Annotated in this window: 18 protein-coding genes and 2 pseudogenes; 13 read left to right on the forward strand and 7 right to left on the reverse strand. The window is 58.2% G+C overall.

The genetic code is table 11. From position 1 onward, the window contains the following. Nucleotides 1–188 precede the first annotated feature (188 nt). Both HALNA_RS08885 and HALNA_RS08890 read right to left on the reverse strand, forming a co-directional pair. Nucleotides 189–1,103, reverse strand: coding sequence for a hypothetical protein (locus HALNA_RS08885; RefSeq protein ID WP_049936032.1), 915 nt, complete (start codon nucleotides 1,101–1,103; stop codon nucleotides 189–191). 131 nt (nucleotides 1,104–1,234) lie between these two features. Continuing rightward, a pseudogene (locus HALNA_RS08890) lies at nucleotides 1,235–1,552 on the reverse strand (DUF309 domain-containing protein); the annotation flags it as partial. Nucleotides 1,553–1,693: 141 nt separating this feature from the next. Between HALNA_RS08890 and HALNA_RS08895 the strand changes: the two are divergent. The 9 genes and pseudogenes from HALNA_RS08895 (at nucleotide 1,694) to HALNA_RS08935 (ending at nucleotide 17,878) form a co-directional block, all read left to right on the forward strand. Continuing rightward, nucleotides 1,694–2,926: a tyrosine-type recombinase/integrase gene (locus tag HALNA_RS08895; protein ID WP_169719028.1), complete on the forward strand. Its 1,233-nt coding sequence runs from the start codon at nucleotides 1,694–1,696 to the stop codon at nucleotides 2,924–2,926. 124 nt (nucleotides 2,927–3,050) lie between these two features. After that, nucleotides 3,051–4,043: pseudogene (locus HALNA_RS08900) on the forward strand (transposase). A 168-nt stretch (nucleotides 4,044–4,211) separates the two neighbouring features. Then, nucleotides 4,212–5,378, forward strand: coding sequence for a DUF5797 family protein (locus HALNA_RS21645; protein WP_157573491.1), 1,167 nt, complete (start codon nucleotides 4,212–4,214; stop codon nucleotides 5,376–5,378). A 258-nt stretch (nucleotides 5,379–5,636) separates the two neighbouring features. Continuing rightward, the gene (locus HALNA_RS08910) at nucleotides 5,637–8,180 is read left to right on the forward strand and encodes an McrB family protein (RefSeq protein ID WP_049936035.1); all 2,544 of its coding nucleotides are present in this window, start codon (nucleotides 5,637–5,639) and stop codon (nucleotides 8,178–8,180) included. Between the two features lie 6 nt (nucleotides 8,181–8,186). Then, nucleotides 8,187–9,431 (forward strand): McrC family protein, encoded by a 1,245-nt coding sequence (locus tag HALNA_RS19345; RefSeq protein ID WP_084509959.1) that lies wholly within the window; start codon nucleotides 8,187–8,189, stop codon nucleotides 9,429–9,431. Nucleotides 9,432–9,867: 436 nt separating this feature from the next. Continuing rightward, nucleotides 9,868–11,928 (forward strand): PD-(D/E)XK nuclease family protein, encoded by a 2,061-nt coding sequence (locus tag HALNA_RS08920; protein ID WP_049936037.1) that lies wholly within the window; start codon nucleotides 9,868–9,870, stop codon nucleotides 11,926–11,928. Then, complete coding sequence (locus HALNA_RS08925) at nucleotides 11,925–12,830, forward strand: RecB family exonuclease (RefSeq protein ID WP_049936038.1); 906 nt, start codon at nucleotides 11,925–11,927, stop codon at nucleotides 12,828–12,830. Before HALNA_RS08920 ends, HALNA_RS08925 begins: the two co-directional genes overlap by 4 nt. Continuing rightward, nucleotides 12,827–16,264, forward strand: coding sequence for an ATP-dependent helicase (locus HALNA_RS08930; protein ID WP_049936039.1), 3,438 nt, complete (start codon nucleotides 12,827–12,829; stop codon nucleotides 16,262–16,264). The genes HALNA_RS08925 and HALNA_RS08930 overlap by 4 nt, the downstream gene beginning before the upstream one ends. Before the next feature lie 237 nt (nucleotides 16,265–16,501). After that, nucleotides 16,502–17,878 carry a PD-(D/E)XK nuclease family protein gene (locus HALNA_RS08935; RefSeq protein ID WP_049936040.1) on the forward strand — a complete coding sequence of 459 codons (1,377 nt, stop codon included), beginning with the start codon at nucleotides 16,502–16,504 and terminating at the stop codon, nucleotides 17,876–17,878. Nucleotides 17,879–17,918: 40 nt separating this feature from the next. Here HALNA_RS08935 and HALNA_RS08940 read toward each other — a convergent pair whose 3' ends face one another. Together HALNA_RS08940 and HALNA_RS08945 are read right to left on the reverse strand one after the other, a co-directional pair. Beyond that, a complete protein-coding gene (locus HALNA_RS08940; RefSeq protein WP_049936041.1) occupies nucleotides 17,919–18,950 on the reverse strand; it encodes a hypothetical protein in 1,032 nt (343 codons plus the stop codon). Beyond that, a complete protein-coding gene (locus HALNA_RS08945; protein WP_049936042.1) occupies nucleotides 18,950–19,420 on the reverse strand; it encodes a hypothetical protein in 471 nt (156 codons plus the stop codon). The genes HALNA_RS08940 and HALNA_RS08945 overlap by 1 nt, the downstream gene beginning before the upstream one ends. Before the next feature lie 158 nt (nucleotides 19,421–19,578). On the opposite strand from HALNA_RS08945, the gene HALNA_RS08950 reads away from it, so the two are divergent. Together HALNA_RS08950 and HALNA_RS08955 are read left to right on the forward strand one after the other, a co-directional pair. Further along, nucleotides 19,579–20,508 (forward strand): ADP-ribosylglycohydrolase family protein, encoded by a 930-nt coding sequence (locus HALNA_RS08950; protein ID WP_049936043.1) that lies wholly within the window; start codon nucleotides 19,579–19,581, stop codon nucleotides 20,506–20,508. Nucleotides 20,509–21,011: 503 nt separating this feature from the next. Next, on the forward strand, nucleotides 21,012–21,464 hold the full coding sequence (locus HALNA_RS08955; protein WP_049936044.1) for a hypothetical protein: 453 nt from the start codon (nucleotides 21,012–21,014) through the stop codon (nucleotides 21,462–21,464). A 55-nt stretch (nucleotides 21,465–21,519) separates the two neighbouring features. Here HALNA_RS08955 and HALNA_RS08960 read toward each other — a convergent pair whose 3' ends face one another. Together HALNA_RS08960 and HALNA_RS08965 are read right to left on the reverse strand one after the other, a co-directional pair. Then, on the reverse strand, nucleotides 21,520–22,242 hold the full coding sequence (locus tag HALNA_RS08960; RefSeq protein WP_157573492.1) for a hypothetical protein: 723 nt from the start codon (nucleotides 22,240–22,242) through the stop codon (nucleotides 21,520–21,522). 245 nt (nucleotides 22,243–22,487) lie between these two features. Continuing rightward, nucleotides 22,488–23,270 carry a CBS domain-containing protein gene (locus tag HALNA_RS08965; RefSeq protein WP_049936046.1) on the reverse strand — a complete coding sequence of 261 codons (783 nt, stop codon included), beginning with the start codon at nucleotides 23,268–23,270 and terminating at the stop codon, nucleotides 22,488–22,490. 76 nt (nucleotides 23,271–23,346) lie between these two features. Between HALNA_RS08965 and HALNA_RS08970 the strand changes: the two genes are divergently transcribed. Then, complete coding sequence (locus HALNA_RS08970) at nucleotides 23,347–23,679, forward strand: hypothetical protein (RefSeq protein ID WP_049936047.1); 333 nt, start codon at nucleotides 23,347–23,349, stop codon at nucleotides 23,677–23,679. Nucleotides 23,680–24,015: 336 nt separating this feature from the next. Here HALNA_RS08970 and HALNA_RS08975 read toward each other — a convergent pair whose 3' ends face one another. Beyond that, a complete protein-coding gene (locus HALNA_RS08975; RefSeq protein WP_049936048.1) occupies nucleotides 24,016–24,987 on the reverse strand; it encodes a PD-(D/E)XK nuclease family protein in 972 nt (323 codons plus the stop codon). An 893-nt stretch (nucleotides 24,988–25,880) separates the two neighbouring features. On the opposite strand from HALNA_RS08975, the gene HALNA_RS19925 reads away from it, so the two are divergent. Continuing rightward, nucleotides 25,881–26,852 carry a hypothetical protein gene (locus tag HALNA_RS19925; protein WP_157573493.1) on the forward strand — a complete coding sequence of 324 codons (972 nt, stop codon included), beginning with the start codon at nucleotides 25,881–25,883 and terminating at the stop codon, nucleotides 26,850–26,852. The last annotated feature ends 62 nt before the right edge of the window (nucleotides 26,853–26,914 follow it).

Consider the following 26,914-nt stretch of genomic DNA (forward strand, 5'->3'; position numbering starts at 1 on the left):
AACGCAGTGAGCGAAACGACCGTGGTTCAATATCCCAGCCAGCGCATTTCTGCCGACGCCAACCAACGAGTAGCACGAGACGCGAACGACGTGAGCGTCTCGGAATGGCGAACGGCGCAGCCGTGAGCCAGCGACCCGCGTCACGAGGCGAAATCGTCTCCTGTGGATCTGACCTTCACCGCCCTATGTCACCAGCCTCGTAGCCCGGCCTCGAAGACGACCACGACGGTCCGGTTCGCGAGCAGGAGGCTCGCGTAGGCAACGGCGGGGACGAGAAGCGAGTCGGTGCGGTCGTAGGCCGCGGCGGCGACGGCGAGCGTCGCGAGTTGGGCGAGCGCGAACAGCCCACCGGCCAGCGTGTCGACGCCCGCGACGCCCGAGAGGACGACGAACGCGAGAGCGGGGGCGACGGCGGCGTAGCGTTGGGAGTTCCGATTCGCCCGTCGGCCCGCGAACGCGGCGGCCCCGAGGAGAACGGCGAAGACGGCGACGCCGGCGAGTCGCCCGCGGTCGGGCAGCGTCGCCAACCCGCCGGCGTCGCCCACCAGCAGGAAGCCGGCGACGAGCGTGGTCAGGACGACGGCCGCGTCGCCGTCGACGACGCGGGCAGCACTCCCCTGTACGAGGAGCTGACAGGTCACGACGAGTGCGGGCACGCCGACGAGGAGGCCGAGGCCGGCGACGAGCAGGAGCGGCCCGAGGGGCGCGTCGGCGGCGACGGCCGTCTTCGTCAGGGCGGTGTACGGGACGCCGGTGGCGACGCCGACGAGTTTGGTCGCGGCGACGAACAGGAGGGGGGTCAGCGCGGCGGCGGCGAGGGCGGGCAGGTCGCTCGCGGCCGGGAGTGTCCGGCCCACGTCGGCGTCGCGGATGCGGGCGTACGCGCCGGCAAACAGGAGGAGCCCGACGAGAGAGAGGAGCCCGCTCACGAGGCCGGTTGCCAGCAGGCCGCCGTCAACCGACGGAGCTACCACAGTGGAGAGGACCCCGCGGACGAGTCGCGCCCAGAGGGCCAGACAGACGAGCGCGACCGTGAGGGCACCGAATTCGACGGCCAGTGGTGTGGTGGGGAACGTCGACTGGGAATCGATGTGGAGGGACATGCGGTCGCCTTCCGCGGCGACGTACTTAGTCGTCGCCGTGGCAGTATCAGTCCGGATACTTGCCGCGGGGTTCGCGGACGGCTCCGTCCCTCGTGCGGATAGGTATCGTCTCACAGTTACAATAAACACTATCAGTCGAGCGCGTCGGCGTACGCGAAGTCGACCTCGGTGGCGTCGGTGCACTCACCGTCGAGCGAAATCCGCCACCCGTGCAGCGCCGTCGGGTCCTCCAGCGCCGCGCGGAGCCGTGCCCGCACGTCGTCGACGTCGACGCCGTAGAAGTCGCGGGGGATGCCGTGGAGATATTGCAGCGCCGTCTCGAACAGGGAGCGCATACCGTCGTCGTTCTCGAAGTCGAAGTGTTTGTACGCGCCCGCGGCCGCCTGCACCATGCCGTGGAGGAAGGCGCTCTCGGTGGTGCCGGAGCCGTAGTTGTACCACTTGTCCTTCGGGATTGTTTGGATAGGTGTAACTAATCCCTAGCTATAAGAGAGCAGAGTGACTCTCTTGGAGAGAGGCGTGCCACCATGGCGAAATCAATGCGGGAGCGATACGAAACCGCCCGAAAGCGAATCGAGAACGACGAGGACGTGAGCGACGAGGAGAGGCAGCTAATACTCGAATTTTTAGATGCGAACGACTCCCGTCGGAACACCTACCAAATGCCCGATGGAAAGGTCAAGGAAGACGGGACGCTCGCTCGCTACGCACGGGCGCTCTGCCGCGTGGCACGGGACTTGGAACCGGAGCTGACTGAAGCTACTGCCTACGACATCAACTCCATGATGGACGCCTATCTCAACGGTAATGTTGCTGGCGTCAAGGATGGGGGATTAAAAAGTAGCACTGTGCGGAACTTTCAGGGCCCTACTCGCCGCTTCTACCTCTACCACGATGAGTTAGGAGTTGACCGGGAGGAGATTCACTTTGCTGAACAAGACGAGTCTTCCGTCGACGAGCGGGATATGTTCTCCAAGGAGGATGTGCAGGCCCTCCGCGAAGAAGCCAAACGCCGCGGTTCTCGGGACATCTGTCTCGTCGATCTACTCCTCTACACCGGTCAACGACGGAGCGCGATTTTAAATCTCAGGCTCAAGGACGTGAAACCGGAAGATGGGATCTTCTATCTCAACGACGACGATGGTGACCTCAAGGGTGCGAAAGGCAAACGACCCCTCTTAGGTGCCAATAAGGCCGTTCGTGACTGGGTGCGACAACATCCGACCGGCGATCCGGACGATTATCTCATCACGCACAAACACGATCAGAGCAATCGTGACGGCGTGGAGCCGGGAGACAAGCTAGATCCGAGTACCTTGTATCGACAGCTCCAGCGAATCGGGGACGCAGCCGGTGTGGACAAGCCAGTGAACGCTCACAACTTCCGCCACTACTTCGTGACGGTGGGTAAGCGGGACTATGGCATGGACAACGACAATATAAAGCACCTGATTGGACACGAACCGGACAGCAAGGTGATGGAACGCACCTATGCTCACCTCACTGATGAGGATCACATTGAGGCCGCCGAGGTGGCTCAGGGACTCCGCGATCCCGACGAGGACAGTCCGCTCACGCCGCCAGTGTGTGATCGCTGCGGGGAACCATTAGAGGGAGATTGGAAGTCCTGCCCCTATTGTGGGTTGGTGTACTCACCGGATGCCAAAGAGGTGGAGGACAAGGTCAGCACCGATGTAAAAGAGTCCTACAAGCAAACAGACCCCGACGATACGGAGACGCAAGCGAAGATAGACAAGCTGGATGAACTGTTGGATGATCCCGACGTGAAAGCCGCCCTTCTGGAGAAATTAGCCGACGAGTGATCGGGTGAGCGTTACTCCGGACGGGGTCAATAGTTAGAGTAACTCATTCTTCGGAATCAGTTTCTGTTAGAGGGTGTCATAGAACGAGTAGCACACCAAAGAGCAGGGTGGACGCTGAGGTGGAATGAGTTCAGCGACCCTGCAAGACGACCCTTCGGTAGAGACGTTCTTCAATGTCGCGGAGACCGAGACCCTAGCGTTGTTTGAGCATCTCTCCTTCGAGTTTCTCGAAGAGTTCGACGTGTTCGCCCCGGCGGAGACGGGGCGAACACGAGAGCACGAGCCACCAGAGCTGATGCGTGGCTTCCTCCACTGCTACTACAAGGACATCTACGGGATTCGTCCGGTTGAACGAGAGCTTCGGAACACGGTTGTCTGGCTGAGTTGTGGGTTCGATCGACCGCCGTCCAGAGACGCGGTCGATCGCTTTCTCACCGACCTCGAACACGTCGTTGACGAGGTGTTCGACCACCTCGTCGAGCAGGCCGCTCGGCGCGGCCTGCTCGACTTGACCTACTGCATCGATTCGACCGATGTGAGGGCGATGCCCGCCGATCAAGATGCGTCGAAGTGCTACGATCCAACCGACGACGAATACTACTACGGCTACGGCTGTACGATCGTCTCGACCGGGCAAAAGATCCCGATCGCAGCGGAGTTCACAGAGAGTAAGCAAGCACCAGAGGAGACGGCGATGCGCGTCACGCGTGACGCGCTCGCCGTCGAACAGCCGATCTGGATGGTCGGTGACAGCGCCTACGACACGCTCGACTGGCACGACCACCTGCTGGCCGCAGGTGTCGTGCCAGTCGTTCCGTACAACCCACGAAACACCGACGACCCGAAAGACATCGAATACAGGGTCGAAGACCGCATTGAACAACACAGCGAGGACGTTCAACTGAAGCAGTCCACGTTGGATGAGACGTACAACCGCCGTACTGGAGTCGAACGAACCAATGAATCAGTGAAGGACCGCGGCCTCGGGCGAACGCACGCCCGAGGCCGCGTCCACGCACGGGCGTAAGTATTCCTCGCGCTGTGCCTTCGCCTCGTTGTCGCTATCACCAACTACGAACGCGGAGACAATCCGGGAAGCACGATCATCACGGTGTGAGAAGAGTTCTATGACACCCTCAGCCTCTACACCAAAAACGAGGGCGAAGGTGTTCCGAGGTACGGCCCCCCAACGTTCTTCGAAGGTGACGACACCCTCCCTCGTCTCTCCGACGTCGAACGGGTAAGTGATCGGTACGATCCGCAAGTCGGGAGGACTACTATCGGAGTGGGCGACGATATCCACGCTTCCGGGCTAGTCGGCAGTCCGATACCACCCAGTACGACCGATCTACTCGGGATACTTCGCGAGCCCGATGTCGAAGTCCAATCCGTAGAGTGTGGGGGGTTGTCCCGGTGGTTCGATGTAGCTACGGAGAAATGCGACGATCTGCATGACCACGGGGTAGAGCAAGCTGCCTACAAAGTGTACTCGGTCCAGAAGTTCTTCGAACGGCTGCCCGTGTTACCGCAGCAGTACAACGAGTGGATTCGCCGCGAGTACGCCGACGGAAAACGCTACCTCCCCGAGACCACCGACGGCATACTCGAAGATCTAGAGACGTACGGTGGTCAGATAGACGATCTCCAGGCCCCTGCTTCTATATTCGGCGCCGTGAAGGCCCTGACCGAAATTGAGGAGGGGCTTCGGAAGGAGAACCCGATGTTCGAACGAATCCGTGACGAAGTCTCCGACGCTGTAGACGAGGGGTACCGACTGGGAATCTTCTGCCCACGGAAGAGTTGGGTACACATGCTTGAGGAAGCGCTACGGGGAGAAGGATTCGCGGACGACGTAGTCGGTTGGAACGTCGTGATTCTGAACAGTGACACTGTCCGCGACGCCCCACCTTGTCGACGACTCTTATTCACGGGATCGCAGCGTCCACAGTACGCCGGATTCTATCTCCACCCACGAGCCAAAGAAACCGTGGTCCTCTCGTACGATGGTCGCTGGGCCGACACAGTCGAGAGACACGCCAAACAGTACGTCCGTCAACTGAACGTAGCGACGTCGGGGTCACGCGAGAGACCGTATCCCGTTCCGAGTTCGGATGCGGGCCGTCCAACCGAGGTCGAAACCGGCAGTGGTGGACAGCTCGATACTGGTGAAACGTCGGAGAGCGGTATTCCCCAGAAAGGCGAGGCAAACACTCCGAAGGTGGATGTCGGCGACCTAGACGGCGAGAAATTGCGCCGTCTAACACAGCTGGCGGAACTCGCACCAACGAAGAACAGCGAACTCGCCGATGCGTGGGGATGCGACTCGGGATCGGAGGTTTATCAGTATCTCTCGTCCCACCTGGAGGAGTACTACACGCGAAACGAAGACAAGCTCATCGTGCCGACGGAGAAAGGCGAGCGTATGGTTGAAGAGGTCGTAGACGACCAATAAGTCATCTCTTGATCTTGTCGGTGCCGATGGCTTGGATCACCGCGGACTACTTCGGACATAATCTCTATCAGCGGTCATGGCTCATCTCATTATCCGAGATATTGATAAACACCGATCATTTCGTCAACTTCCAGCTATCGCACCGAACTGAAGGTTCCGGCAGTCCTTCGGATTTGCGCTACCAGAAGTCGTCCGCCCGGCTCCCCGTGGCAATGATAAGCCGGTATAACTTAATCCCCCTCTTGTGTGGCTGTGGGTATGCATAGCACTCTGCGGATTCGCGACTACGTGTTCGACACGAGTGCGCTTCGCGGTGCGGTTGAAACGATCGATTTGAATGAAGCGTCAGTTGAGGAAGGGTACTCCGAAGACGCAGTCTACGCGCTTTTTGACTACTTCTGTGACTGGGGACCTGTCAGAGAGAGCGATATCAATGTATCCGTATCTGAGGAATTGGCCAGCGTATCCGGAGGAGAGCGGGAGGCGTTGTTCAATGACTGTTGTGATCGATTAGCGGAGAATTTGCGGGGACAATATTCGATGGGGACGGATGCAGAGTCAATCGCACGAGTTGCGTCGATACTCGCGTCGGACAAACCTGTTACGGGGAAGTACGACTTCTTGTTACGACATCTCTGGCAATTTTCGAAGCACCTTGCGGAGTTTGATCCGAAAGAAAATCAAGCGATCAGCGGGGTGCAAGAGTTTTTGAATGCGACTCGGAACCTGCCACAGGAGTTCTTGCAGGCGAAAGAGAGTCAGTATGCCGGATCAGTGAAGGTGAACAAGATCCGGTACCGGTTACTGAAGAAATTCCACGTCGACGGGAAAATCGACGTATCGGTATTGGACAACATCAAGACAGAGGTGAAACAAGAGGATGGTGAGTCGATTCTACAAAATTGGCGTGACTATACGATCCTCGGACAAATCTACTACGACTATTTCAAGCCCAGATTAGATCACTATCTCCAGACACTCGCGAATCGGATCGTGGACGAGTTCAGCGAGTTGGAACTCACCACCCACATCGTGAATTTCCAGGGTGCGCAGAGTTACCTCAACGATTTTGCTTGGATTGCAGCTCATACGCCGCCATCACGCTCGCAAAAGGACAAGTATCAACTCTATCTCGGCATTCACGCGTCTCACCTCCGGTACGGACTCCACGTGGGTAGTAATCTGCGAGAGGGAGACTGGGAAACCGGTCGAGATCTCGATCAGGTTGAGGACCCATCCACGATACGCTTTGAAGAAGTCGTCGACAAACTCCGATCCGTCGAACGAGACTTTCGCCGGTTAGAGGGGTTGGAGATGGGAGAAGGGGACGAGGAGATAGAAATCGAACGGCCGAGCCAAGCGGACGAGATCGCTCGCCAACTGAACACGAAGAAGCAGGTGGTCTTCTACGGTCCGCCGGGCACCGGTAAAACCTTCGTCGCACAGCAGTTCGCTCACTGGTGGACGGCCGAGCAGGACGTGGACACGACGACCGGCAAGCGCGTCCGCACAGTCACGTTCCATCCCTCGTTCACGTACGAGGACTTCGTTGAGGGGCTGTCGGCGGAAGCCACCGAAGAAGGCAACGTCGCTTACGAGGTACAAGACGGAATTCTCAAGCAAATCTGCAAGGCTGCTCGTGCAGACTATCAACAAACACCGGAAGGCGAGGAACCACTGCGGTACGTGCTGATCATCGACGAAATCAACCGCGGAAACCTCGCACAGATATTCGGCGAGACGATCACGCTATTTGAGGCTGACAAGCGTGGGGTCGTGTCGACACAGCTTGCACACTCCGGTCAAGAGTTCACGATCCCACCGAACCTCTACGTGATCGGCACGATGAATACGGCTGACCGGTCGATCGCGCTCGTCGACGCTGCGTTACGCCGTCGATTCCGATTTATCGCGTGCCCGCCGGAGTTCGACAAGATCATTGAGGAATACGACTTGCCGGCTGATCCGCTCCAAGAGAGTGACGGGTTTGAGTCGTTACTGTGGTTGTCGATTGTGGCACTCCGGGAAATGAACGATCGAATCGTCAGATCGGCTGATCTCGGGAAAGGAAAGCAAATCGGCCACACACGGTTGTTCGGGGTTGAGACGATCGATGATATCCGTGATGTATGGCGATTTGATATTTTACCACTGCTGGAGGAGTACTACTTTGGACAGTTCGACCGGATCCAACAGGAGCTCTTCGATAGTGCAGGTGGCGAGCTCTTCGACTGGGAGCGGAAACAAATTCGTGATTTCACGGTTCAGGATCTCAGTGATGCCCTAGCTGCGTTTGCTGACGGTGACGTTGAGATGACGTACACTGAATTGAACACAAATTCGTCGACGAACTCTCGCAAACGGTGGGATCAAGAATCATTCTTTGAGGAGGTCAAGTCTTCGTTTGACCAAGAGGTAGTGGATGTGTATCGCGATTTCTACGAATTTGGGACTGTTGAGGCGGATGTCGTTGGCTATGGATCCGGGAACCAAATAGGAGCGGTTCAGTTCTACTGGGACGAGTATCACCAAGGGGACTATCTCGTCTATGAACTTCGGACAGACGGCACGCTGCAGTTCCGGTTCTGGGGGCGACAGGATTACGATCCAGAACTCTTTGAGGGAATCGTACACGATATTAATCCATTACTTGACGAGCCGATCGATGTTGAGTACGTGATGTCGGATGAATTCACTCGCCTCCAGATTCCGATAGAACGACTACAAGGAGACGAAGATCGAGAATTAGTGAAGGAGGCGATCCGTGACTTCGTTCAAAATTGTGCGACCCGATCTTTGTGATATCATATGACATCCATCTCAGGTGGAGCGTCAACGATTGAACTCAAGGAGCATGACCAATCAGAACCACTCGACTTGTCTGAGGATGTTCTCGATACTATCGACTCTAGGATCAACGAGTCCACGACGCGATTGGATTACGAGTATACCGAGAATGGGTGTGTCCGGCTCCAGACATCGTCGTACGTGGGTCTCGTTGCGTTGCCGGACGGGAGACAGATCCGAATCAGACCGAAAGCTGCAGGTGGGAATTTCCTGCGGCTCTTGTTGTATGCTCATGGCGCGACAGCGGCAACGATAGATGATACAGTAACAGCGCTTCAAGGAGAATTGTTTTTAGATGCAATTGGGTCACTCTTTCTGGATCGTTTGCAGGAAGTCGTCAAGCGTGGGCTCGGAAAGGAGTATCTGACGACAGAAGCGCGAGAGGAGTATCTTCGTGGCCGCCTCGACGTCCACCGACAGTTGTCCCGTGGGAACGTGGCGACGACCAAGTTCGAGATTGAGTACGAGAAGTTGACACACGATACGGTTCAAAATCAAACGATCCTCTACGCGACACATCTGTTGACCCGGCTGGTAACTAATCGATCTCTACAAGGTGCGCTCAGACAACGGGAACAGCAACTTCGACGGGAAGTCACATTACGGCCGGTACAAGCCTCGGAGTTAGAGACGATCCATTTGGATCGTCTTGACGCGTACTACGAAGATATACTTCGCCTTTCGCGTCTAGTTATCCAATCAATATTCGTGGATAATCTGCAAGGTGGGGCTCAAGAAACCTATGGACTGTTAGTAAATATGAATCGCATCTTTGAGGCAGTCGTAGAGCGTGCTGCGATAGATGCGGTCTCAAGAAAAGACGAGTGGCAAGTCGAAGGGCAGGCGCAGGTTAACGGGCTCGTCACCGGGGGGCCGCCCAGCATAAATATGTATCCTGATTTTGTACTCCGCGATCAACAGGGCACGGTACAACTTGTAGGGGATGCGAAATGGAAAACGGGGCGACCCAGTCAATCAGACATCTACCAAATGACGTCCTACCAACTGGCGGACGACGTTTCAGGACTACTTCTCTATCCCTCACAGAACGGGGCTATGGAAACGGAATACCAAGTTGATGACCGATTATCACTGCATCTCCGAGAATTACCTACTGGACAAGATGCTGCAAATTTCACAACCTTCGTTGCAGAATTGTCAAATGCAATAGCACGTGAATTTGCACGACTTACCTCGTATCCGTAGTCTTGCTCGCTTAACACGCGAGTAAAAAAAACCAATATCACAGATAGCAGATACAGACCCCGTCCGTTTCGATGACGAGCGATTGGTCTGTTCTGACGATCTTTGAGAGGTTGTCTGTGGTATTGATCGGATATGGCGCTCGTTAGTCTAACTCTCGGCGGTCTTCACGGTCGGATTCGGTGTACTGACCGGATCCGGTTTCCGTGTATTCGACATCGTCTGCACGACAGTGAACGCAAGATGTTTGATGTGATCGAAGGAGACAGTATGGGCGAGTATTTAGGCACCGGCAGTCTCTTTTGAAAATCGCGAACGAATTTCAGAACCAGATAGATGTTCCCAATATCATCGAAGACGCACGACTCGACGTCGAAACAGCCGTTGACGACACCGGTGTTCTGTCTCGAGTCACGCGACTTGTCCGAGGATAGCATACATGTCTGACCATTCATCTATCCGGCAGTTCGACGGGACGCTAGTCACGGCACAGTTCGGGGACAAAAACGTCGAACGGACAGCACGGGACGAATACCGGACGCTTCTCGACGAGCACGATTCTGTGGATGTGCTCGTCATCACGGGTGCGCCGACGAGTACGGATACGTTCAGGGAGACGTTAGGTGAGGACCTCCCCGGTGCGGCGACGCCGTACGTGACCTCTCTCGTCGTTCAGGCGACCGATGTCCTCAATCAGACCGACGATCGCGTCATCCTCTCCGACGCGCTACGGCGAGAACTCCTTCACCGATTCCTCGAAGACTACGAGTGGGAAACAGAGTACCTTCAACGGGCGTCTGAACAGCCGCCGTTCATCGAGGACGTGGACGCCGTAATGAGCACGATCTCCTGGCAGACAGTCACACCCGAAGAAACCCCGGAACTCCGTGACATCACGGCTGCGCTCGATGCGTTCCACGAGTGGCTGGCCGAACACGGTCACATGGAACGCGGGCAACTCATCTCGGAAGCGCTCGATGTGCTCTCCGGCGATGCCCGCGGCGATGTCGTCGATTTCGAGGCGGTGCTCGCAGTCGAGTTTGAAGAGTTCTTTCCGCTCGACCGTGCGTATCTCGACGCGCTCGCAGGAAGCTGTGACCTCGTCTGTATCGCCGAAGAGAACGCGAGTGTACGCCGCACATGGGTCGAGACAGGGCCCGTTACGGACTACGTCTCCTTCAACGAGTCCCGACACGGAGCGTCAGAGACGCCGTCGACACGACCGGCTGCCACAGCAGCGTATTTCGCCGACGAGGCGGTCCCGGAAGACCCAGAAACTGGATCGGTGTCCGTCCTCGCTACGGACTCCAGTGACGAGCAACTCGCCGAGGTTGCCAACGAGATCGAAGCCCTCGTCGGGCAGTCGTGCTGGAAGTACGATGACATCGCTGTCGCCACGAAGCAAAGTGGGAGTACCGTTACGGACACCATCGAAGCACTCGAACGCGCTGGGATTCCGACGGAATCGACGACCGTGACTGGGTTCGGTGATGACCCAGCGATTCGGGAACTCCTCGCTGCCGTTCGACATCTCGCCGCAGATGGGGAAGATGAGAGACCCGATCATGGCCCGGACCTCGATACGGAGCGCTTGGATCGCGTCAGCGAGATAGACAGCCTCGAAGAGGGGGTCCGCTGGTGGGCGACGGATTCGGGGTTGAAAGAGCGAATCGCGGAGCGCGCGACGCCGCTGGACGCACGGGCGCAGTTCGGGAACGTCAAGCGGGCGTTCCGGATGGCGGAGTTCCTCGAAGATACTTCGTTCGTAGATGCGACATGGGCGTCCTTCGAGGAGATGCTCGAACGCGCCCACGAGTACGCACCGCAACAAAACCAGACGAGTGCGACGGAACTCGACGGTGGTGTCCGCGTAGACCATCTGCAGGCGATTAAGAACGAGTCGTTCCGTGCGGTGTTTCTCGTGAACCTCGTCGATAGCGAGTACCCGGGTGACCCGTTCCTGACGCGGTTGTTCCCGACCGAGCGGGTCGCGGCGATGCCGGACTACCCCGGTGTTACGGACCTCGACGAGCCGGACGTGGATTCGACGTTCCCGACGAGGTCAACGGCGTCGAGTCGACCGTTCGCGCGGTATCACACGGAACACGCGCGGCGACGCCTGGCGATTGGGGCTGGTGCTGCGGACGAGCATCTGTACTGTTGTCTGTACGAGTTCGAGGACACCGCACTCGAAGAGCGTGCGCAGGCGTCGCGGTTTCTCACAGAGGTGTACGACCGCCTGCCGTGGGTCACCGACGCCGACGATTCCCACATTACGAGCGAGCAAGCGGCAGAGGACTTCCTGTTGTCGCGGGTTGACGACGCGCTCGCGGCGGTTCGTCGCGCGAACAGTCAGGACGTGACGGTGTCGCTCGACGAGGTGGAAGCTGAACTCGGTGAGATTCAGGATCTGCTCGATAAGAGCGGTGCGCGCGGGGAGGACCTTCGGCGAGCGTTGCGTGCGCGTGTCGAGTTCGCTAACGGGGAGGTGCGGCGATGAGCCGGGAATCCCTCTCGCCGTCGCGGTTGGCGACCTACGCGACATGTCCCCGACTGTACGATTACCGGTACGTGCAGGACGTGAACGCGCCGGACCGTACCGAACTCTACCTCAACCAGGGGACGATTTACCACGAGACTATCGAGGACGTGTGCGAGGCGACCAGCCGCGACGACGACCCAGAAGTGATTCACGACCGGGCGCTGCGGATTTTCGACGCGAAGTGGGACGAACACAGCAGTGCGGACGACTACGAATCACGAGCACACCGGGAGTACCAACGTGCTGAGAACCGGGCTGCGATAGAGTCGTTCTTCGCTCCCGATGGCGGCGTCGGCATCGACCACGCTCGCCACTCAGTCGCTACGGAGTGCTGGGTCGAGTGCGAAGTAGATGGGCGAGGGCTCCACGGGAAAGCAGACAACGTTATCCGGACTGACGACGGCCTGCACATCTTCGACTACAAGCGGAACACACGCGGAATGCTCTCCGACGGGACAGCCGAGTACCTCGGCGACCATCTCGACGGGGAGGCGCACGAGCCGAAGCGCGTGCGAAACGCGTTCCAGACGGCAACGTACATCGAGGGTGTGAAGGACGAACCGTTCTACGAGGATGGGATGGAGGTTCGATTCAGTTTCTACGGCCTGCTCAACAAAACGTCGTTCGAGAGCACTCCCACCGGATACGACGTGTCCGCTCGCGGGTGGTCACGAGAAACGACTGAGATTTACGACGATCACTACGACACGATCTGGGCACTCATTCGCGCTACACACGACGGCATCACGAGCGAGGCCTACGAGCCGGAGCCGTTCGAGCTCATCAACGAGGAGGCATGCCCGGACTGTGACTATCGAGAGATGTGTGCGGACCGCTTGTCGACGGAGGTGCGCCGATGAGCGACGACAGTGACGAGCACCCGTCGTGGTTCCCGGTCCCGGAAGAGGACGTCTCCCCAGAGCCCCAGCAGCGGGCCATCATCGATTCGGACGCGTACCCGATGCGAGTGCTCGCCGGGGCAGGGACGGGGAAGACGTTCACGATGGTGCGCAAAATCGAGCACCTCATCGACGAGGAGGACGTGTCCCCCGACCGGATTCTCGCGTTGACGTTCACGAACAACGCCGCGGACTCGATGCGTGAGAAACTCAACGCGAAACTCGGCGCGGCCGGGTACGACATCGACGCGTACACGTATCACTCGATCTGCAACGAGATCCTCACCGACTACGCGTACGAAGCAGGAATCGACCCGGACTTCGAGGTCGCCACGGACGCCGAGAAGTACGCCATTGTGCTGGACGTTCTGGACGACATCAAGTATCGGTCGGTCAAACCCAACGTGTACGGGAGCGACGGGTACGCGTCAGGAGCCGCGTCGAAGCTGCTCGACTTCATCGGATCGATGAAACGCAGCGGCATCACGCCCGACGACATCGACGCTTTCCTCGGCCCTGCCGACCGCGTCTACGAACTCGCCGATCTCTCGGAGCGCGTCGAGAACATTGCCAGCGACCATCTCGGCGGCCGGTCCGTGTCGAGCGTGCTGGATTCGCTTCCAGACGCACGCGCTGACCTCGTCGCTGAGCGCGACGCGCTCGGGACAGACGGAATGGAGGCCAGCGTCCACGACTTCATCGACCGCCTCGTGGATCTCTGCGACGAGCTGGAAGCAGCGTTCGAAGCCCACGAGACAGGCGACCGGGAGTTACCGGAAAACGCGTACAAGCTCCCGAAATACCTGCTCGGAGGGTACGCGAGCGGTGCGCCGACAGGCATCCCGGACGACCTCGATCTCGAACTCACCGACCACCTCGACTCGTTCCTCTCGGACTGCCTCACGGCCCGAGACCTGACGGCGGGCTATGCGGCCTACGAGCGTGAACTCGACGAGCGGGACCTCATCGACTTCGACGGCCTCGTCGTGGAGACGGCCGCACTGATGGACTCGCCGGTTGGCGAGGAAATCGCTGACCGATGGGACTACGTGTTCTGTGACGAGTTCCAGGACACCGACCGGCTGCAGTTCGACCTCGTCACGTCGCTGGTCACCGACGACAACCTGTTCGTCGTTGGTGATGACGATCAGGCGATCTACGAGTGGCGTGGCGCGAACGTCGCCAACATCACTAACGAACTCGACCGCGCGTTCGCCGCGCTCGAAGATGAACCGTTAGAAGAGAACTTCCGGTCCCGACAGCCGATCCTCAACCTGGCGAACGAAGCAATTCAGAAGCTCGACCACCGCGAACGACACAAGACACTGCAACGCGTCGACGAACCCGAGTACGATGGCGACACCGTCGCCACCGTCGAGCTCCCGGACGATGACGATGCGGACGGCGCGATCCAGCTTCGCACCGTCGTCCAGAATCTGCTGAGCGGCGCAGCAGACAACCTCGACGAGGCGTACGACCCGGGCGACATTGCCCTGCTTGTCCGGAAGAACGACCACGCGAAGCCGGTCATCGAGGAGTTCGAGGATGCCGGCATCCCGTACCAGGTTGCTGGTGATCTGGCTACGGAATCAGTCGGCGTCGGCACCGTGACTGCCTACCTGAAGGCGCTCGCACGGCCCGAAGACGAGGTGAGCTGGAATCGCATCCTCCTGATGCGGTACCGGCTCTGCGATGCGGATCTCCGTACGCTCAACGCGGGCGACGACTCGCTCGTTGACACGCTCCGCGAGACGCCACTCGACGAGTTCGAGGACCCCGACCGCGTCGCGGAGGCCCGTGAGCACGTCACGGAACTGCTCGATATTCGAGACTCGGCGTCGCTCAGTCACCTATACCGCGAGCTTACGGACATCACGAACATCGAGTGGTACCTCAGCGAGCAGGAACGCCGAGACCTCGCCCAGCTGGAGGACGTCATCGAACAGTACGGGGACAGTGCCGTCCAACCACCGCTCACGCCGGCATTCATCGATTCACTCGAACACTACGACTCCCTGTTCGACGAGAGCGGCTCGACACCGACGAGTCAGCCGGACGTCGCCGACGACGCCGTCAACGTGATGACCATCCACAAGAGTAAGGGCCTGGACTTCCCGGTCGTCCTCATCCCGCAAGTCACCGCCGACGAGTGGTCACCGAGTTCACGTACCTACGACGCACTCGAAATCGGCCTCTCGGACGGCCCAGAGGTGGCGTTCGCAGAGGACTTCGTCGAACGTGACGCCCGCGAAACCCGTCGTGTGTTCCACGTCGGGATCACACGCGCCGAGGACATCCTCGTATTGCAGGGTGGACGAGAGGAAGCCGACCCCGACGAAACGCATCCGATGGTAGAGGCGGTCGACGGCATTCTGCCATCCCGAACCCCGTGGGGACCGGAGCGGGGGAACCTTCCGATCTGGACCGACGTGCAAGCATGCCTCCCGGACGAGGCGGTCGACTGGAGCGACACGCTGGCCAGCGAGACCGTCGGGAAGATCGGCGGCACAATCAGACACGACGGCGACGAACTCTCGGTCGAGGGAGCGCCCGACCGCCTGTTGAACCTCGCAACGGCATCCATCGACGGAGACCTCACGACGGACGGTGAGCGATCGACGCTCCAGGTCGAATCGTTGACTGGGGCCTCGGCACCGTATCCGTCGATCTCACACAGCTACACGTCGCTGACGGCCTACGAGGAATGCCCGCGCAGTCATTACCTCGAATACGTGGTCAACGCTTTCCCCGACTATCGGAGATCCACACGCGATGATGAAGACGGCGTGTCACAACGCGATATCGGCGTGCTCTTCCACGACACTGCGGAGCAAGCCGCGAACCGGTCGATTCGTGATCGGGACGCGTGGTACGAAATCTGCGAACGACTCGCCAGCCAGCGCCGAGCGGAAGACGCACTCCCGGCTGCGAACGCGTGCATCGATCGGTACTTTGAGTTGGCGTTGAGCGATTACGAAATCGTGGACGCGGAACGAGAGTTCGAACTCGATCTTGATGGACACGAACTCGTGGGATACATCGACGCCGTCTACCGGCTGCCAGACGGTGAGTTACTCGTCATCGATTACAAGGCGACCGAACGGTATCGGAACCTGCAGGAGGATAAGCAACTCCCGATCTACCTGTTGGCCTGCCGCGACCTGTACGACGAACCAGTCTCACGCGCAGGCTACGCCTACGTCGGCGACATCGGACCGAACGTCGAGACGCGTTCGTTCGACGAATCGGAACTTCGTGCGGTTGAGGACGACATCGTGACCAAGATGGATAGAATCTCGAATTCGTCGTTCGAAGAGTATCGCGACGGTGAACACTGCCAGTGGTGTCGACACAACCAGCTTCCGTGTGCCCCACCATCGCTACGGAGCGACTGATTGCTCTCCGAAGATAGGTATCTTCGGTTCTGCTGAACCTCTCAGAAACTGTTAGGAACAGCGTGCTGAGCAGTGAAATCGTATACAGCACCCAGCGCCCTGCGTATTTCAGCCGAAGAAACCTGACTCAAACTTAGCATGGAAGTATGAACGTAGTGCCCGACTGGAGAGAAAGATCTATGTAGTGACCCCCGTCCTGACGTAGGTTAATGGGAGTCACGCGAGATGAGGGTAGGTATGGGTGAGAATATCCTAGAGTTGGATACGGAACGGATAGAGAACTTCATCGACCGGTATCTGGAGCTCGAACGCCGAGCCCAGCAGCCGTATGGCGTGTTTTCGTTCCTATCCGGGCGTCGGGAGAAAAAATATCAACAGACACTCGAGTATTTCTTGGATCCGAACAAGCCACACGGTTTCGGGGACACGCTTCTGGAAGTGTTCTTGGAGGTTGTTGGTGCCCCTAAATTGAATCTTGCAGCCCAACATGTCGAAATCGAGGAAGAGGTACACGTCGCAGACGACGATTCCGAGGGTCGTATCGACCTCGTCATCTGTGGCGGGCAGGCTCTGGATGACCACCCAGACTGGGCAGTCTTCCTGGAACTGAAAGTCGGGGCCGATGAGAACGAGAATCAGACACCAACATACGCCGCAGCAGACAATTGGCAATTCACGTGGTTCGACAGAACCGAAATCACGGTCGACGAACTCGACGAAACCTATGTCTACGTGAAGAAAGCGCAGGCAAACCCGCCTGAATCCTGCGAATTCGACGCGGTTGATTGGAGGACAGTCGCAGAAACATTCGATCATCGACTCCAGGGCTCGCTGTTCCAGTACCCGAACCGAAGCGTCATCCAGCTCACCGATTTCATTCGATCGCTACAGGAGACTGAGAACATGGACTCACCACTCGACGAAGACGAACTCGCCGAACGCCTCAAACTGTTCTTCGAATACGACGACGTCATCCAGCAGGTGGAACAAGCGCACAGGCAGTTCGAGAACGATTTCGACGACGTCAGCACCCACCTCACAGCTCGGTGGGGAGACAGAATTCGGGACCGGTTCGATGTGGCGGAGTCCGGGTGGAAGATTCGGTCGAACGACAGCCCGAAGTGGCAAGGATTGATGCCGGAGTACTGGGATCAGGACCCGTTTGGCTGGGATAGTACCGTCGCACTGTACTTCCGGATCCCATCCACGACTGAGCACCTGCGAAAGCAAGAACTCTCGTTCCGGTTGCGGCTGCCACCGCAGCGCAAAGTCCACAAGCAGACTTTCGAAGGAGATAGATCGTTCAATAGCGTGTTCACTGGGAAGTGTACAGGGGAGTATGAAGAGGGCATCCGTGTAGAGCTAGAGAAACTGGACGTGGACGAGATTACCCTAGGGAGGGCTTCTACGCTGTTCACCAAGACCTACGACCTCGATCCAGAGAACTTGGTCTCGTCTTATTTCGCCCAGGTTACTACTGCCGTCGACGAGTTTTGCAGTGAGAGTTCACAGTTGTTGAGGCTCCTGAACTCGGTGTTCGAAGAATCGTACGAGGACGTGTTCGGTGAACCGCCGGCTGGTGAGTTCTCAGGTACTCTGTCGAAACGGGAGTAGTCAACAGAGAGTCTCTTCCACCTAGGCAAGGGCGGGATTACTATTCTTTCAGTTCCTCGTACGACTCGACGATCGAGAGATCGCCCACTAACTTCTCGTCGAGTTTCGGACTGCGCGCATCGAGCTCGACCCGCTCGTGTTGCCAATCCAGTTCGTCCTTACCGCGCCACACGCCGTAGACGGTCACGCTCGGCAGTTCGACGACGCCGAACACGATGGCCAGCATGTAGAGCAACAGTTCGACATCGCGCCACGTCGCCGTAGTTTTGTCGGGGAGCTGATCGGGAAAATCGACACGCTGACCGAGCAGTCGATGCGCCCGCGCCCGTTCGACGAAGTTTCGATCGTTGCTGAACAGCAGGATATCGCTCCGATAGTCGCGATCGTACTCGTCGTACGCAGCGATGATCTCCTCGTCCCCCTGCTCGCTCTGCACTTCGACCGCCTGCTCGATGTCCCGGATCCGCCGATACGTAAGCAAGCCGAGGCGGCCGATGCGCGCCGAACCCAGTGGCTGGTTCCAGTACTCCTCGTAGACGGGGCCGAACGCCTCGACGAACGGATCGGTGTCGTGGCACTTGTCGTCCCAGGTCAGTTCGTCGCGAACACCAGTGGCGAGCACGAACCCGTTCACGTCGCCGACGCTGTCGCCGCCGTGAAGACCGAGCACGCGGTCGATCCGCCACGGCATGAGGTTCGTGTCGAAGCCAGCGAACGCGGGGGGATGCCCGGCCATCAGATCCGGATCGCCGTAGCGATTTAGGAACGTCTCGACCTCGTCGCGATTGGCGATGTCGACGATCCCACTCGCCAGAATCGCCTTGAGATACTCGTCTACCGCAGGGAGATCCTCGTACACTCGTTCCGGGTACTGACGGCCGATCTCTTCCCGTGCCGTCGCGTACTTCTCGACACCACTCGAAAACTCGATCGTCGCGTCGTCGCTGCCGCCGAGATCGACTGTCAAGAGTTCGCCGAGTTCGTCTGAAGGGTGTTCGACGGCGAATCTCGCATCGCCGCGATCGGCGAGTCGGTTCAACAGGATCGTGAGGTGCTCCCGTTTGATCCGCATCAGAACACCTCCGTGAAGTCGATGAGTTCGATGGCCGGTCGGGGAATCGTCGGAAACGACTCGCCGAAGTACTCGCCGTCGACGTGCGTGTAGTAGAGGTGGTCGACGTCGTACTCGAAACCCGCCCGGAAGCTGATGATCGACCAGAACTTCCGCCCGGGCGTGACGTCGATGGCGACGCTCGCGGCCGCGTCAGTGCTGGCTTCGAGCGCCGTCTTCAGATACTCGATGATCGCCTGAAAGTCGCGCTCGTCGGCGATCGTCTCGACCGTGATCGACGGCTCGCTCCCGCCGTGAGCGGTCACGACCGTCTTCATGAGCGATGTCGCGGCGTCGGTCACGTCCGCGATCACCGGATTGTTGAGCACATAGATGTCGGTCGGCACGAACTCGTCGTGACACGCGGCGGCGAGTGGATTCACCACGGGTGCGACGCTCGTGCTTCCGTTCGTGATCCACACCCGTTCCATACGCCACTGCAGTACGGCGACTGTGTTAACGATTTTCACAGTGCGTTTCGACTGGCACTACCGCCCACGCCCCAGCTTGACCCTACTACTTTGTACGGCGGACACGATGACCCGACACCGGCGTGTCGACGGTGACGACACGCGGAGGATGATTCTCGATGAAAGCCACTGATCGTGCCGAAGGCGCCTTACTGGGACTCGCGTGCGGCGATGCCCTAGGTCGTCCGGTCGAGTTCCGATCACCACGGCGTATCGAACGGGAGTACGGACGACTCGACGAGATGGTGGGCGACGGCACCCATCGCAAACCACCAGGCACCATCACGGATGACACCGAACTGGCGCTTCGGATCGCCCGCAGTCTCGTCGAGACGGGCACGTTCGACGGCGCGGACGTCGCCGACCGGTTCGTCGAGTGGTACCGGAGCGACCCGTTCGACATCGGCGGGCTCACTGCCGACGCTCTCCGACTGATCGATCAGGGACACGCGTGGGACGATGCTGGACAAACCTGCTGGGAGGCGCGTCCGGAGGGACAGAACGCGGGTAACGGAAGCGTCATGCGCTGTGCGCCCTACGCACTCGCCTTCGATGACGACGCATCCGCGCTGGTGACTGCGAGTACGGCCTCCTCTCGGATCACCCACGCCGACCCGCGGTGTACGTACGGCTGTGCCGTGCTGAACCTCACGATCGCGAATTGTCTGCATGACCGCTCGCAACCGCTCGCGGCCGCGCTGGAAACTGTCCGTGCCGACGCCCCCGACGAACTCGTAGACGCGCTCGAACCGATCGTTGCGGGCGCGGAACCAGAGCCGCTCTCGAACAGCGGCTACGTCGTTCACACGCTCCAGACGGCACTCTACGAGGCATTCACAGCCGAGGAGGTCAGTGAGGCGATCGTCGCCGCGGTCAATCGAGGTGGTGACGCCGACACGCTCGGCGCCGTCTCCGGGACAGTCGCAGGAGCCCGATTCAGCGCGTCGTCACTCCCGCCTGCGTGGCGCGATGCGATCGACGAGGCCGCCGAGCTTCGTGACCTCGCCCGCGAACTGTTCGAGGGAACGTATAAACCGGCGTCGTCCTGAACGCCGCTCTGGGACTCTCGTGCCGGTACGCGTACCGCGGATCCCACACGGCCTCTGGTCTTATTACGTTGGCCGACGAACGAATCGGTTGTGACCGAACGTCCAGGAGAAGACGCCGACGCGGACGAAATAGCAGCGTGGATGGAGGCTGATTTCGGCGAAGCTCTGGCTGAGGGAGTAAAAAAGGCGCTCAGTGACGAGTAGCTACTGATCTCATCCGACCCGAAATCGAGGCCAATCAAAGGGCGTGGCACCCGCTACTCGGATTCTCGTTATCGATCACTCTTTCAACACGATGACTGCGTACATCCCCCACCCCAGAACCCACAGATAGCGGCTCGGCGGTAAGTAGCAGCCACCGGGTATCCCCCGGTCGGTCACCGTCCCCGAGCGACCCGGTGTGGGGGTTGGGGGCACCGTAGGGCGATCCTAGGATCGCCCTTGGATTCACCTAGGGCAGACGTAGGGAGAAGCTTGACTGGGACGTAGACCGAACTCCCTACATGGGGCTCGTCAATCGTCTCCGAGGACTGTTCAGCGACCACGACTCGGAGGAGAGCGTGCAGTACGAACTGCTTCGGATGACGAAAAACGGCGGCTGGGAGAAACCTGGCCAAGTCAAGGTCGTGGGAGAGGGTGAGATCTACATCGGCCCGGATATCGACAAGCCTCAGAGTGACGATGATTGGCCGATCGACGGCAACCCCGGTCGCTATCGCTTGGTTCGACGGGTGAACGGGCGAATTGACAGCGACGTGTGGAGCTACGAGACCGACGATGCGGATGCGTATTACCGGCGCGAGCGCGAGAAAGACCGGCAACGAGAGAAACTCCGGGAGATGAGCTTCGAGGAAGTGGAACGCGAGTTTTTCGATGGCCCGGAGGAGCTGGACAAACACGATTTCGACGAAATCAGGGAACGCTACGAGGAACTTCGAGAGCAGCGATCTGGCTAATTCGACCACCGGGTATCGAACAGTCCCCGATCGTCCTCGTTCTCATCTCTGCTCGTCACTCAGCGTGGCGTGCTTCGATCTCGTCGCGCAGCCGACCGAGAACCGTCGTTTGCCACTGCTGATGGATTTCCCATTCATCCATGGTTTCGAGGTCGAGCCCTTCCCGCTCGACGACCAGCTTGTATGGCGGCTCGCCGTCGGGCGTCGCCCACACCCACGTTCCGGTCGAACTGACATTGCGTTCGATCTCGTCTCGACTCTCGATGAGCCGCTGGTAGAGTGTGGGCGGCGCTGCTTTACGAAAGTGAATTCGTACTTTGGAAACCTCGTCGGTCGAATTGACGACGAGTTCTGGCAGTACCCCGCTGACCGGAATGGCTCGCCCTTGCTTGTGAACCGCGCCGGAACGGGGCCGTACGTTCGTGTCGATTACGTCGCTCGTCGACTCGTCGACGAGTTTTGCCCAGTAGCGTCGCTGATGTTGCTGGAGCGGCGATTCGTCATCCGAGCGTGCCGGCGTTTCGGGGACGACTCGATCAAAGCCGAGTGCACTGATATCGCCCGCATTGCTCCGTACGCTCGTCTCGACGACCTGCAAATCGAGCCCTCGCGTCTGCGGCGCAAGCCAAGCGACGGTCTCGTAGATACGTGAGTCGAGTTCGGCATCGGTCAGCCACACGAGGACGTCAGCATCAGCGAGGTTTCCGTAGTGGATGAGTTTCCCGAGATGGTTCAGAGCGCTCGTCTTGTTGCGGTCGAACTGGGCCTCAACGACCACATCGACGAAACGCTCACCATCGTATCCCCGGGCGACGATATCCGCTCGGTATCCGTCGTACTCTCCATCATACGGCACCTCTGGTCTCAGGTTCCAGAGTTCGACTCCGATCGTCCGTTCGAGTTGGTCGTGGTACGGCTGGTGCGCGTCGAGTGCTTCGAGGTTCGCTCGACCAGCCAGCCACTTGGTGAACGATTCCTCGTCGCAGTAGTCTCCGACGCGGGCGGCGTAGGGTTCTCGCCGTGTCATTCGTTCTGCAAAGCCAGCAATTCATCGATAAGACTGTACTGATCCAGCAGATTGGTCACGGTTCGCCCGGACTCCGTGAGTCCCTGCTCCGTATTCTGCAGGATCGGCGTCGCGTGTGCGACATCGTTGCGCAGTTCGGTGACCGCACTGAGCCGGCTGCTCGCTTGGTGACCGGCGTCGAATCCGAGCGCCTCCGAGCACCGCTCGCTACTGGCGACGATCGTCACCAATGTCGAGAACTGAACGTAGTGAATCGGGTCGAGTGCCACTCCGGCTGCCTTGGCGTCAGCCAGACGCGAATCGATGTCATCTAACACGTCAGGTGGGATCGGTGCCGTCTCCTGCCACTCGGGGGCGTGCTCGAGTATCATCTCGCGAAGGATCTGCTCCAGTCGCGAGAGTTTGGTGTACAGGTGCTGATACACCGGTTCGGTATTGAGATCGGCACGAGTGAGAACTCCCGTGACTTCGCTCCGGTCCGCGAGGTAGTAGAACGGGCGCTCGTACAACGCCTCCAACACTTCGTCCAGCGGCGCATCTCCGGCGATGAGTACGTCGACAGTAAGCGACTCTATGCTGTCATCGAGCGACGCATCTGCTGGGGCGTCTGCCACAGCATCTCGTGTCACGTACCCGACCGGACGGCCATCCTCGTACACCGGCGCCGAGTCGTAATCCCGGTCGTCGAGCCACTCCGCCGCCTGCGCCACATCACCCGCAATGGGACAGGATTCTGGATCCGGCGTTGCGATTACACCTGCAGTACAGGCATCCGGCATAGTTCGTCCTCTGTATGGATTCTTATAATAGCGACCCCAAAATTGATTACCTACAAAAATTAAATATGGGTTAGAAATGCTCAGTAGGAATACTTATCTCGTCTACGACTGTATCCCGTACGACGAGGTATCGGAACTGCTTCCTCTCTCTTCGCTCCCCAGTGAGGCAGTCGTCCGCGACGCGGCCGCTGTCGAACTGGTCGAGACGATATCCAACGAGAGGATCCTCGCGGTGTCGCCAGTGAGCATGGCGACGGGATATTTACTCGCTCAAAAACCGTTCACGGTGGTGAAGCTCCACCGCCTCTCCAAAAAAAATACGACTCCGGAACTCAGCGACGGATACGAGGTGCTAGTGCTGGGTCGTCCCCGAGATCGTCGGAACCATTCACTCAGCGAGTACGCCTGATACTGTCGTCCTGTCGCGTCGTCAGTAGCGTCACACTGCGATTGATCAGATGATGTCCTTAGAGGGAGCGGGTATGAGATGTTTCCACTTTGATCAGCATCGTGCCCCTCAGAATCAGCGCGCTGCCTGTCGTCGATCACTCGGTGTGTTTCGTGAACGACCTACCACCCCAACACGGCGTGTCCACAGACGATCCCCGACGATCAAGTGACCACTTTTCAGATTTTGGCTCTGTTGAAATCCTTAACAACTGATAGGAACCGCGTGCGGAATAGGGAGAGAGAGTGGATGCAGCAACACGACAATACCGGCCCTCTGTCAGCGCCAGACTCTGAGTTAGCTATTCGCCTCAACGAAGATCGGGTGAAACGTATCTGTAAGAGTCAGTAATTCATCCACGATCGCGTCAACATAGGTGTCAAAAGAACTATCTTGGATTACGGCTTCATGACCTATCTTCTTTGACCCGATATTCACCTTCCGGTCAAGACGCCATCTGTAGTCTGGAAGTGCCCCCCTATGCTCTGAAGCTATCGTTTTCAGCCACTCTCGTTCCGCCTCTGTAAGCTCGTCTAAACTTTTGATTTGTAAACGGACGGTCGTACGGCCTGTCGCCCCGGTTTCGCCGACAAAGACATCGTATCGGATCGCATCGTGATGCTCTGGATGTGTTGATTTGAACGAAGTACGTTTATTGTACCCTGTGTACTCGAGATCTCGTTCGAGATGTCGTATCTCCGTCTCACTCAGGAACTGGTCTTCAATTCTACGGAGCGTATCGGTTGCGTCGGCTGTATTCGACGTGCGTGATTTCGTCAGTGCCGCTTCAAACACAGACCCGAGGAAATCGCCACCATCGTATGAACCACTCTTGATTTGTTCAAGAACGTCCTCATAGTAGATGATCGAATCGAACTCTGCTTCATCTTCCGTTGATACGTAGCTCTCTGGGGCTAGCAAACAGACTGTGTACGAGTCCCAGCCGTCACGTTCGACACGGAACTCTCCCCGGTTGTAGTATCGTTCGATCTGGTTCGGTTGCTTCTCGGCGGAGATTTTGTTCTCCACCAGTACGATATGTCGATCTCCAGTCGATGTGAGGAATCCGAACTCAATATCGGATTCACCTTCTCCGGCGTAACTCGCGTGTAGGACTCCCCCAATGTACCCTACGATATCGAGAGCGGAATCGGTCTGGGAGACAAACCAATGCCTAAACGAATCAGAGGTCTCTACCAACTGAGCTACCGAAAAATCGACATCGTGCTCCCCCACACTTCCGAATGAGGTACCCTGTTCGATCTTCATGTGCGACAATGTAGAGAGACGGTTGATGATGATTTCCCCCGATTGATCCGGTAAGTCTCTCCGGCGATACGCTTGGCCGACACACACCCTGTATTCCGCACTCTTACTGAACCCTGTCAGTAACTGAGGTATTCAACAAGGCTCAGACTTTGGAATGTAGGGCACATAGGGAATTCATACTCGGAGGAGTGGGATGAGGTAGACGTACAGGAGTGCTAGCGATCGGAGCGCCGGTTAGCTGCGTTTCATAATCAGGTTCTACGACCGCAAGAACAGCGGTATCACGGAAATCGAGTAGCAAATGTCCCGTGACTGCGACGGTCGGGTTGTGGCCCCGTGTCCCGTAAGTGACCCGCTCGCCGTCGCTATCGGGCCATCTGCGACTGTTCTCAACGAAGCGATCAATCAGGCTTCCGTTGCGTGAAGCCAATCACCAGACGGGGACCAATTATGAACACGACGCTCAATCTGAGAGTGGGCGGTGTCGCATCGTCCCCTACGCTCGTCGGCGCTCACGACCCATCTTCCAGCCGATTTCGACGGTTGACTTCGTCAGCTGCCCGACCTAGTTCTGGTGTTAGCGGGTAGACCGATGCTTCTTGCGGATACTACGGACGAGTATGATACCATGTGAGCAACTCTAACCTTGATGGAAACGGCGCTTCACCCCGTTTTAATACCTGAATCCGATTATGAAGAAAGGTTCATTCGAGCCAATCGAAACGTGACGAAACTAAGATACTGAACACAGTCTGGGAATATAGTGCTAAGTGAATAACTATACTTCGAGACGCCATAGAGTCGTGAGCACAAAATCCAGTTGACTGATGTTTCCAACCAGTGGCCGTGGAGCACGAGAGGGCAAGCAAATCAGACCGTGGGCGAAGGAGGGGATGCCAGAGGCACTCTATTACCTCTCACAGATGGATTTACAGTACGCACTCTACGAGTGGCTCTCGCAATTCGGCACGTGCTACTGTGAAGTTGGCGGTATCGACGGTCGGATCGACCTTGTCTGGCAACAGAAACAGCGTGGCCCAAGGCGGACGGTTGGGTTGGAAGTCAAGAACCACATGGGCTCGCTCAACACAGTAAAGCGGCAATTGGAAAAATACGAAGACTGGTTGCTATCTGATGTTGTCGGTGGGAGGCCAATTACGCCTGACGGAACGGTTGCAAGGACATCAACGCCACTATTCGATGAGGTCTGGCTCGTCACAATGCGGCGCGAATCACTCCGTGAATACGAGTGGGCATCGGGACAACTTCACTACAATCATCAAGAGCGCAAGCTTGAATATGCGATTACACCCGATAACGGCAACGACACTGGCCTCTCGCAGGTCGAGTTAACCCCATATACCGGCGAACAGCAGACGACGGCACGAATTGCACAGTTCTACCGTCGGCATGGCTACTGGGTCTCTGCCGAAGTGCCGGTGACGAGACCAGCACAGCGCCAGATTCGTGATTGTGAGGTCAAACGACGAGATCCGAAGTCTCAAATCGATCTGATCGTCGTCAAACGCGACGCTGTTCCCCCGATCACACCAAATACCAGAATTCACGGTATCGAAGTCAAATCTCGGTTTGACGCCTCGACGCGGTCCCGACTTCGCGAGCAACTGGACACGTATCTTGAATCCGGCGTCTGCTCACATGTCTCGATTGCAGTGCCCTCCGAACACGTTGTGGCAGCTTGTGAGTTCGCTACCGAAGTCGACGAGCGTGTCGGTGTACTTGCAGTACGATCCAACGATCGAGTCGATGAGGTTAGCCCTCCCACCCGCCAGCCCTTCAGGAAGCTCCCTGTTCTAAAGCGAGCCCATGATGGGCGCTTCATATCTCATCTCTGGAACCCGTGATGAGCCGTAATGCGTCTGTAGAAGGATGACAAATACAGCTGATCGTCGAACTCTCGAGAGGC

The organism is Haloplanus natans DSM 17983 (genome assembly GCF_000427685.1).
Taxonomy (GTDB): Archaea; Halobacteriota; Halobacteria; order Halobacteriales; family Haloferacaceae; genus Haloplanus; species Haloplanus natans.

Bases quoted from the DNA above. Each gene is read 5' to 3' on its own strand.
- HALNA_RS08930 (WP_049936039.1), top strand. From the start codon at position 12,827: ATGAGCGACGACAGTGACGAGCACCCGTCGTGGTTCCCGGTCCCGGAA.
- HALNA_RS08925 (WP_049936038.1), top strand. From the start codon at position 11,925: ATGAGCCGGGAATCCCTCTCGCCGTCGCGGTTGGCGACCTACGCGACA.
- HALNA_RS19925 (WP_157573493.1), top strand. From the start codon at position 25,881: ATGCCAGAGGCACTCTATTACCTCTCACAGATGGATTTACAGTACGCA.
- HALNA_RS08945 (WP_049936042.1), bottom strand. From the start codon at position 19,420: ATGGAACGGGTGTGGATCACGAACGGAAGCACGAGCGTCGCACCCGTG.
- HALNA_RS08975 (WP_049936048.1), bottom strand. From the start codon at position 24,987: ATGAAGATCGAACAGGGTACCTCATTCGGAAGTGTGGGGGAGCACGAT.
- HALNA_RS08950 (WP_049936043.1), top strand. From the start codon at position 19,579: ATGAAAGCCACTGATCGTGCCGAAGGCGCCTTACTGGGACTCGCGTGC.
- HALNA_RS08910 (WP_049936035.1), top strand. From the start codon at position 5,637: ATGCATAGCACTCTGCGGATTCGCGACTACGTGTTCGACACGAGTGCG.
- HALNA_RS08955 (WP_049936044.1), top strand. From the start codon at position 21,012: ATGGGGCTCGTCAATCGTCTCCGAGGACTGTTCAGCGACCACGACTCG.
- HALNA_RS19345 (WP_084509959.1), top strand. From the start codon at position 8,187: ATGACATCCATCTCAGGTGGAGCGTCAACGATTGAACTCAAGGAGCAT.
- HALNA_RS08920 (WP_049936037.1), top strand. From the start codon at position 9,868: ATGTCTGACCATTCATCTATCCGGCAGTTCGACGGGACGCTAGTCACG.
- HALNA_RS08970 (WP_049936047.1), top strand. From the start codon at position 23,347: ATGCTCAGTAGGAATACTTATCTCGTCTACGACTGTATCCCGTACGAC.
- HALNA_RS08965 (WP_049936046.1), bottom strand. From the start codon at position 23,270: ATGCCGGATGCCTGTACTGCAGGTGTAATCGCAACGCCGGATCCAGAA.
- HALNA_RS08935 (WP_049936040.1), top strand. From the start codon at position 16,502: ATGGGTGAGAATATCCTAGAGTTGGATACGGAACGGATAGAGAACTTC.
- HALNA_RS08885 (WP_049936032.1), bottom strand. From the start codon at position 1,103: ATGTCCCTCCACATCGATTCCCAGTCGACGTTCCCCACCACACCACTG.
- HALNA_RS08940 (WP_049936041.1), bottom strand. From the start codon at position 18,950: ATGCGGATCAAACGGGAGCACCTCACGATCCTGTTGAACCGACTCGCC.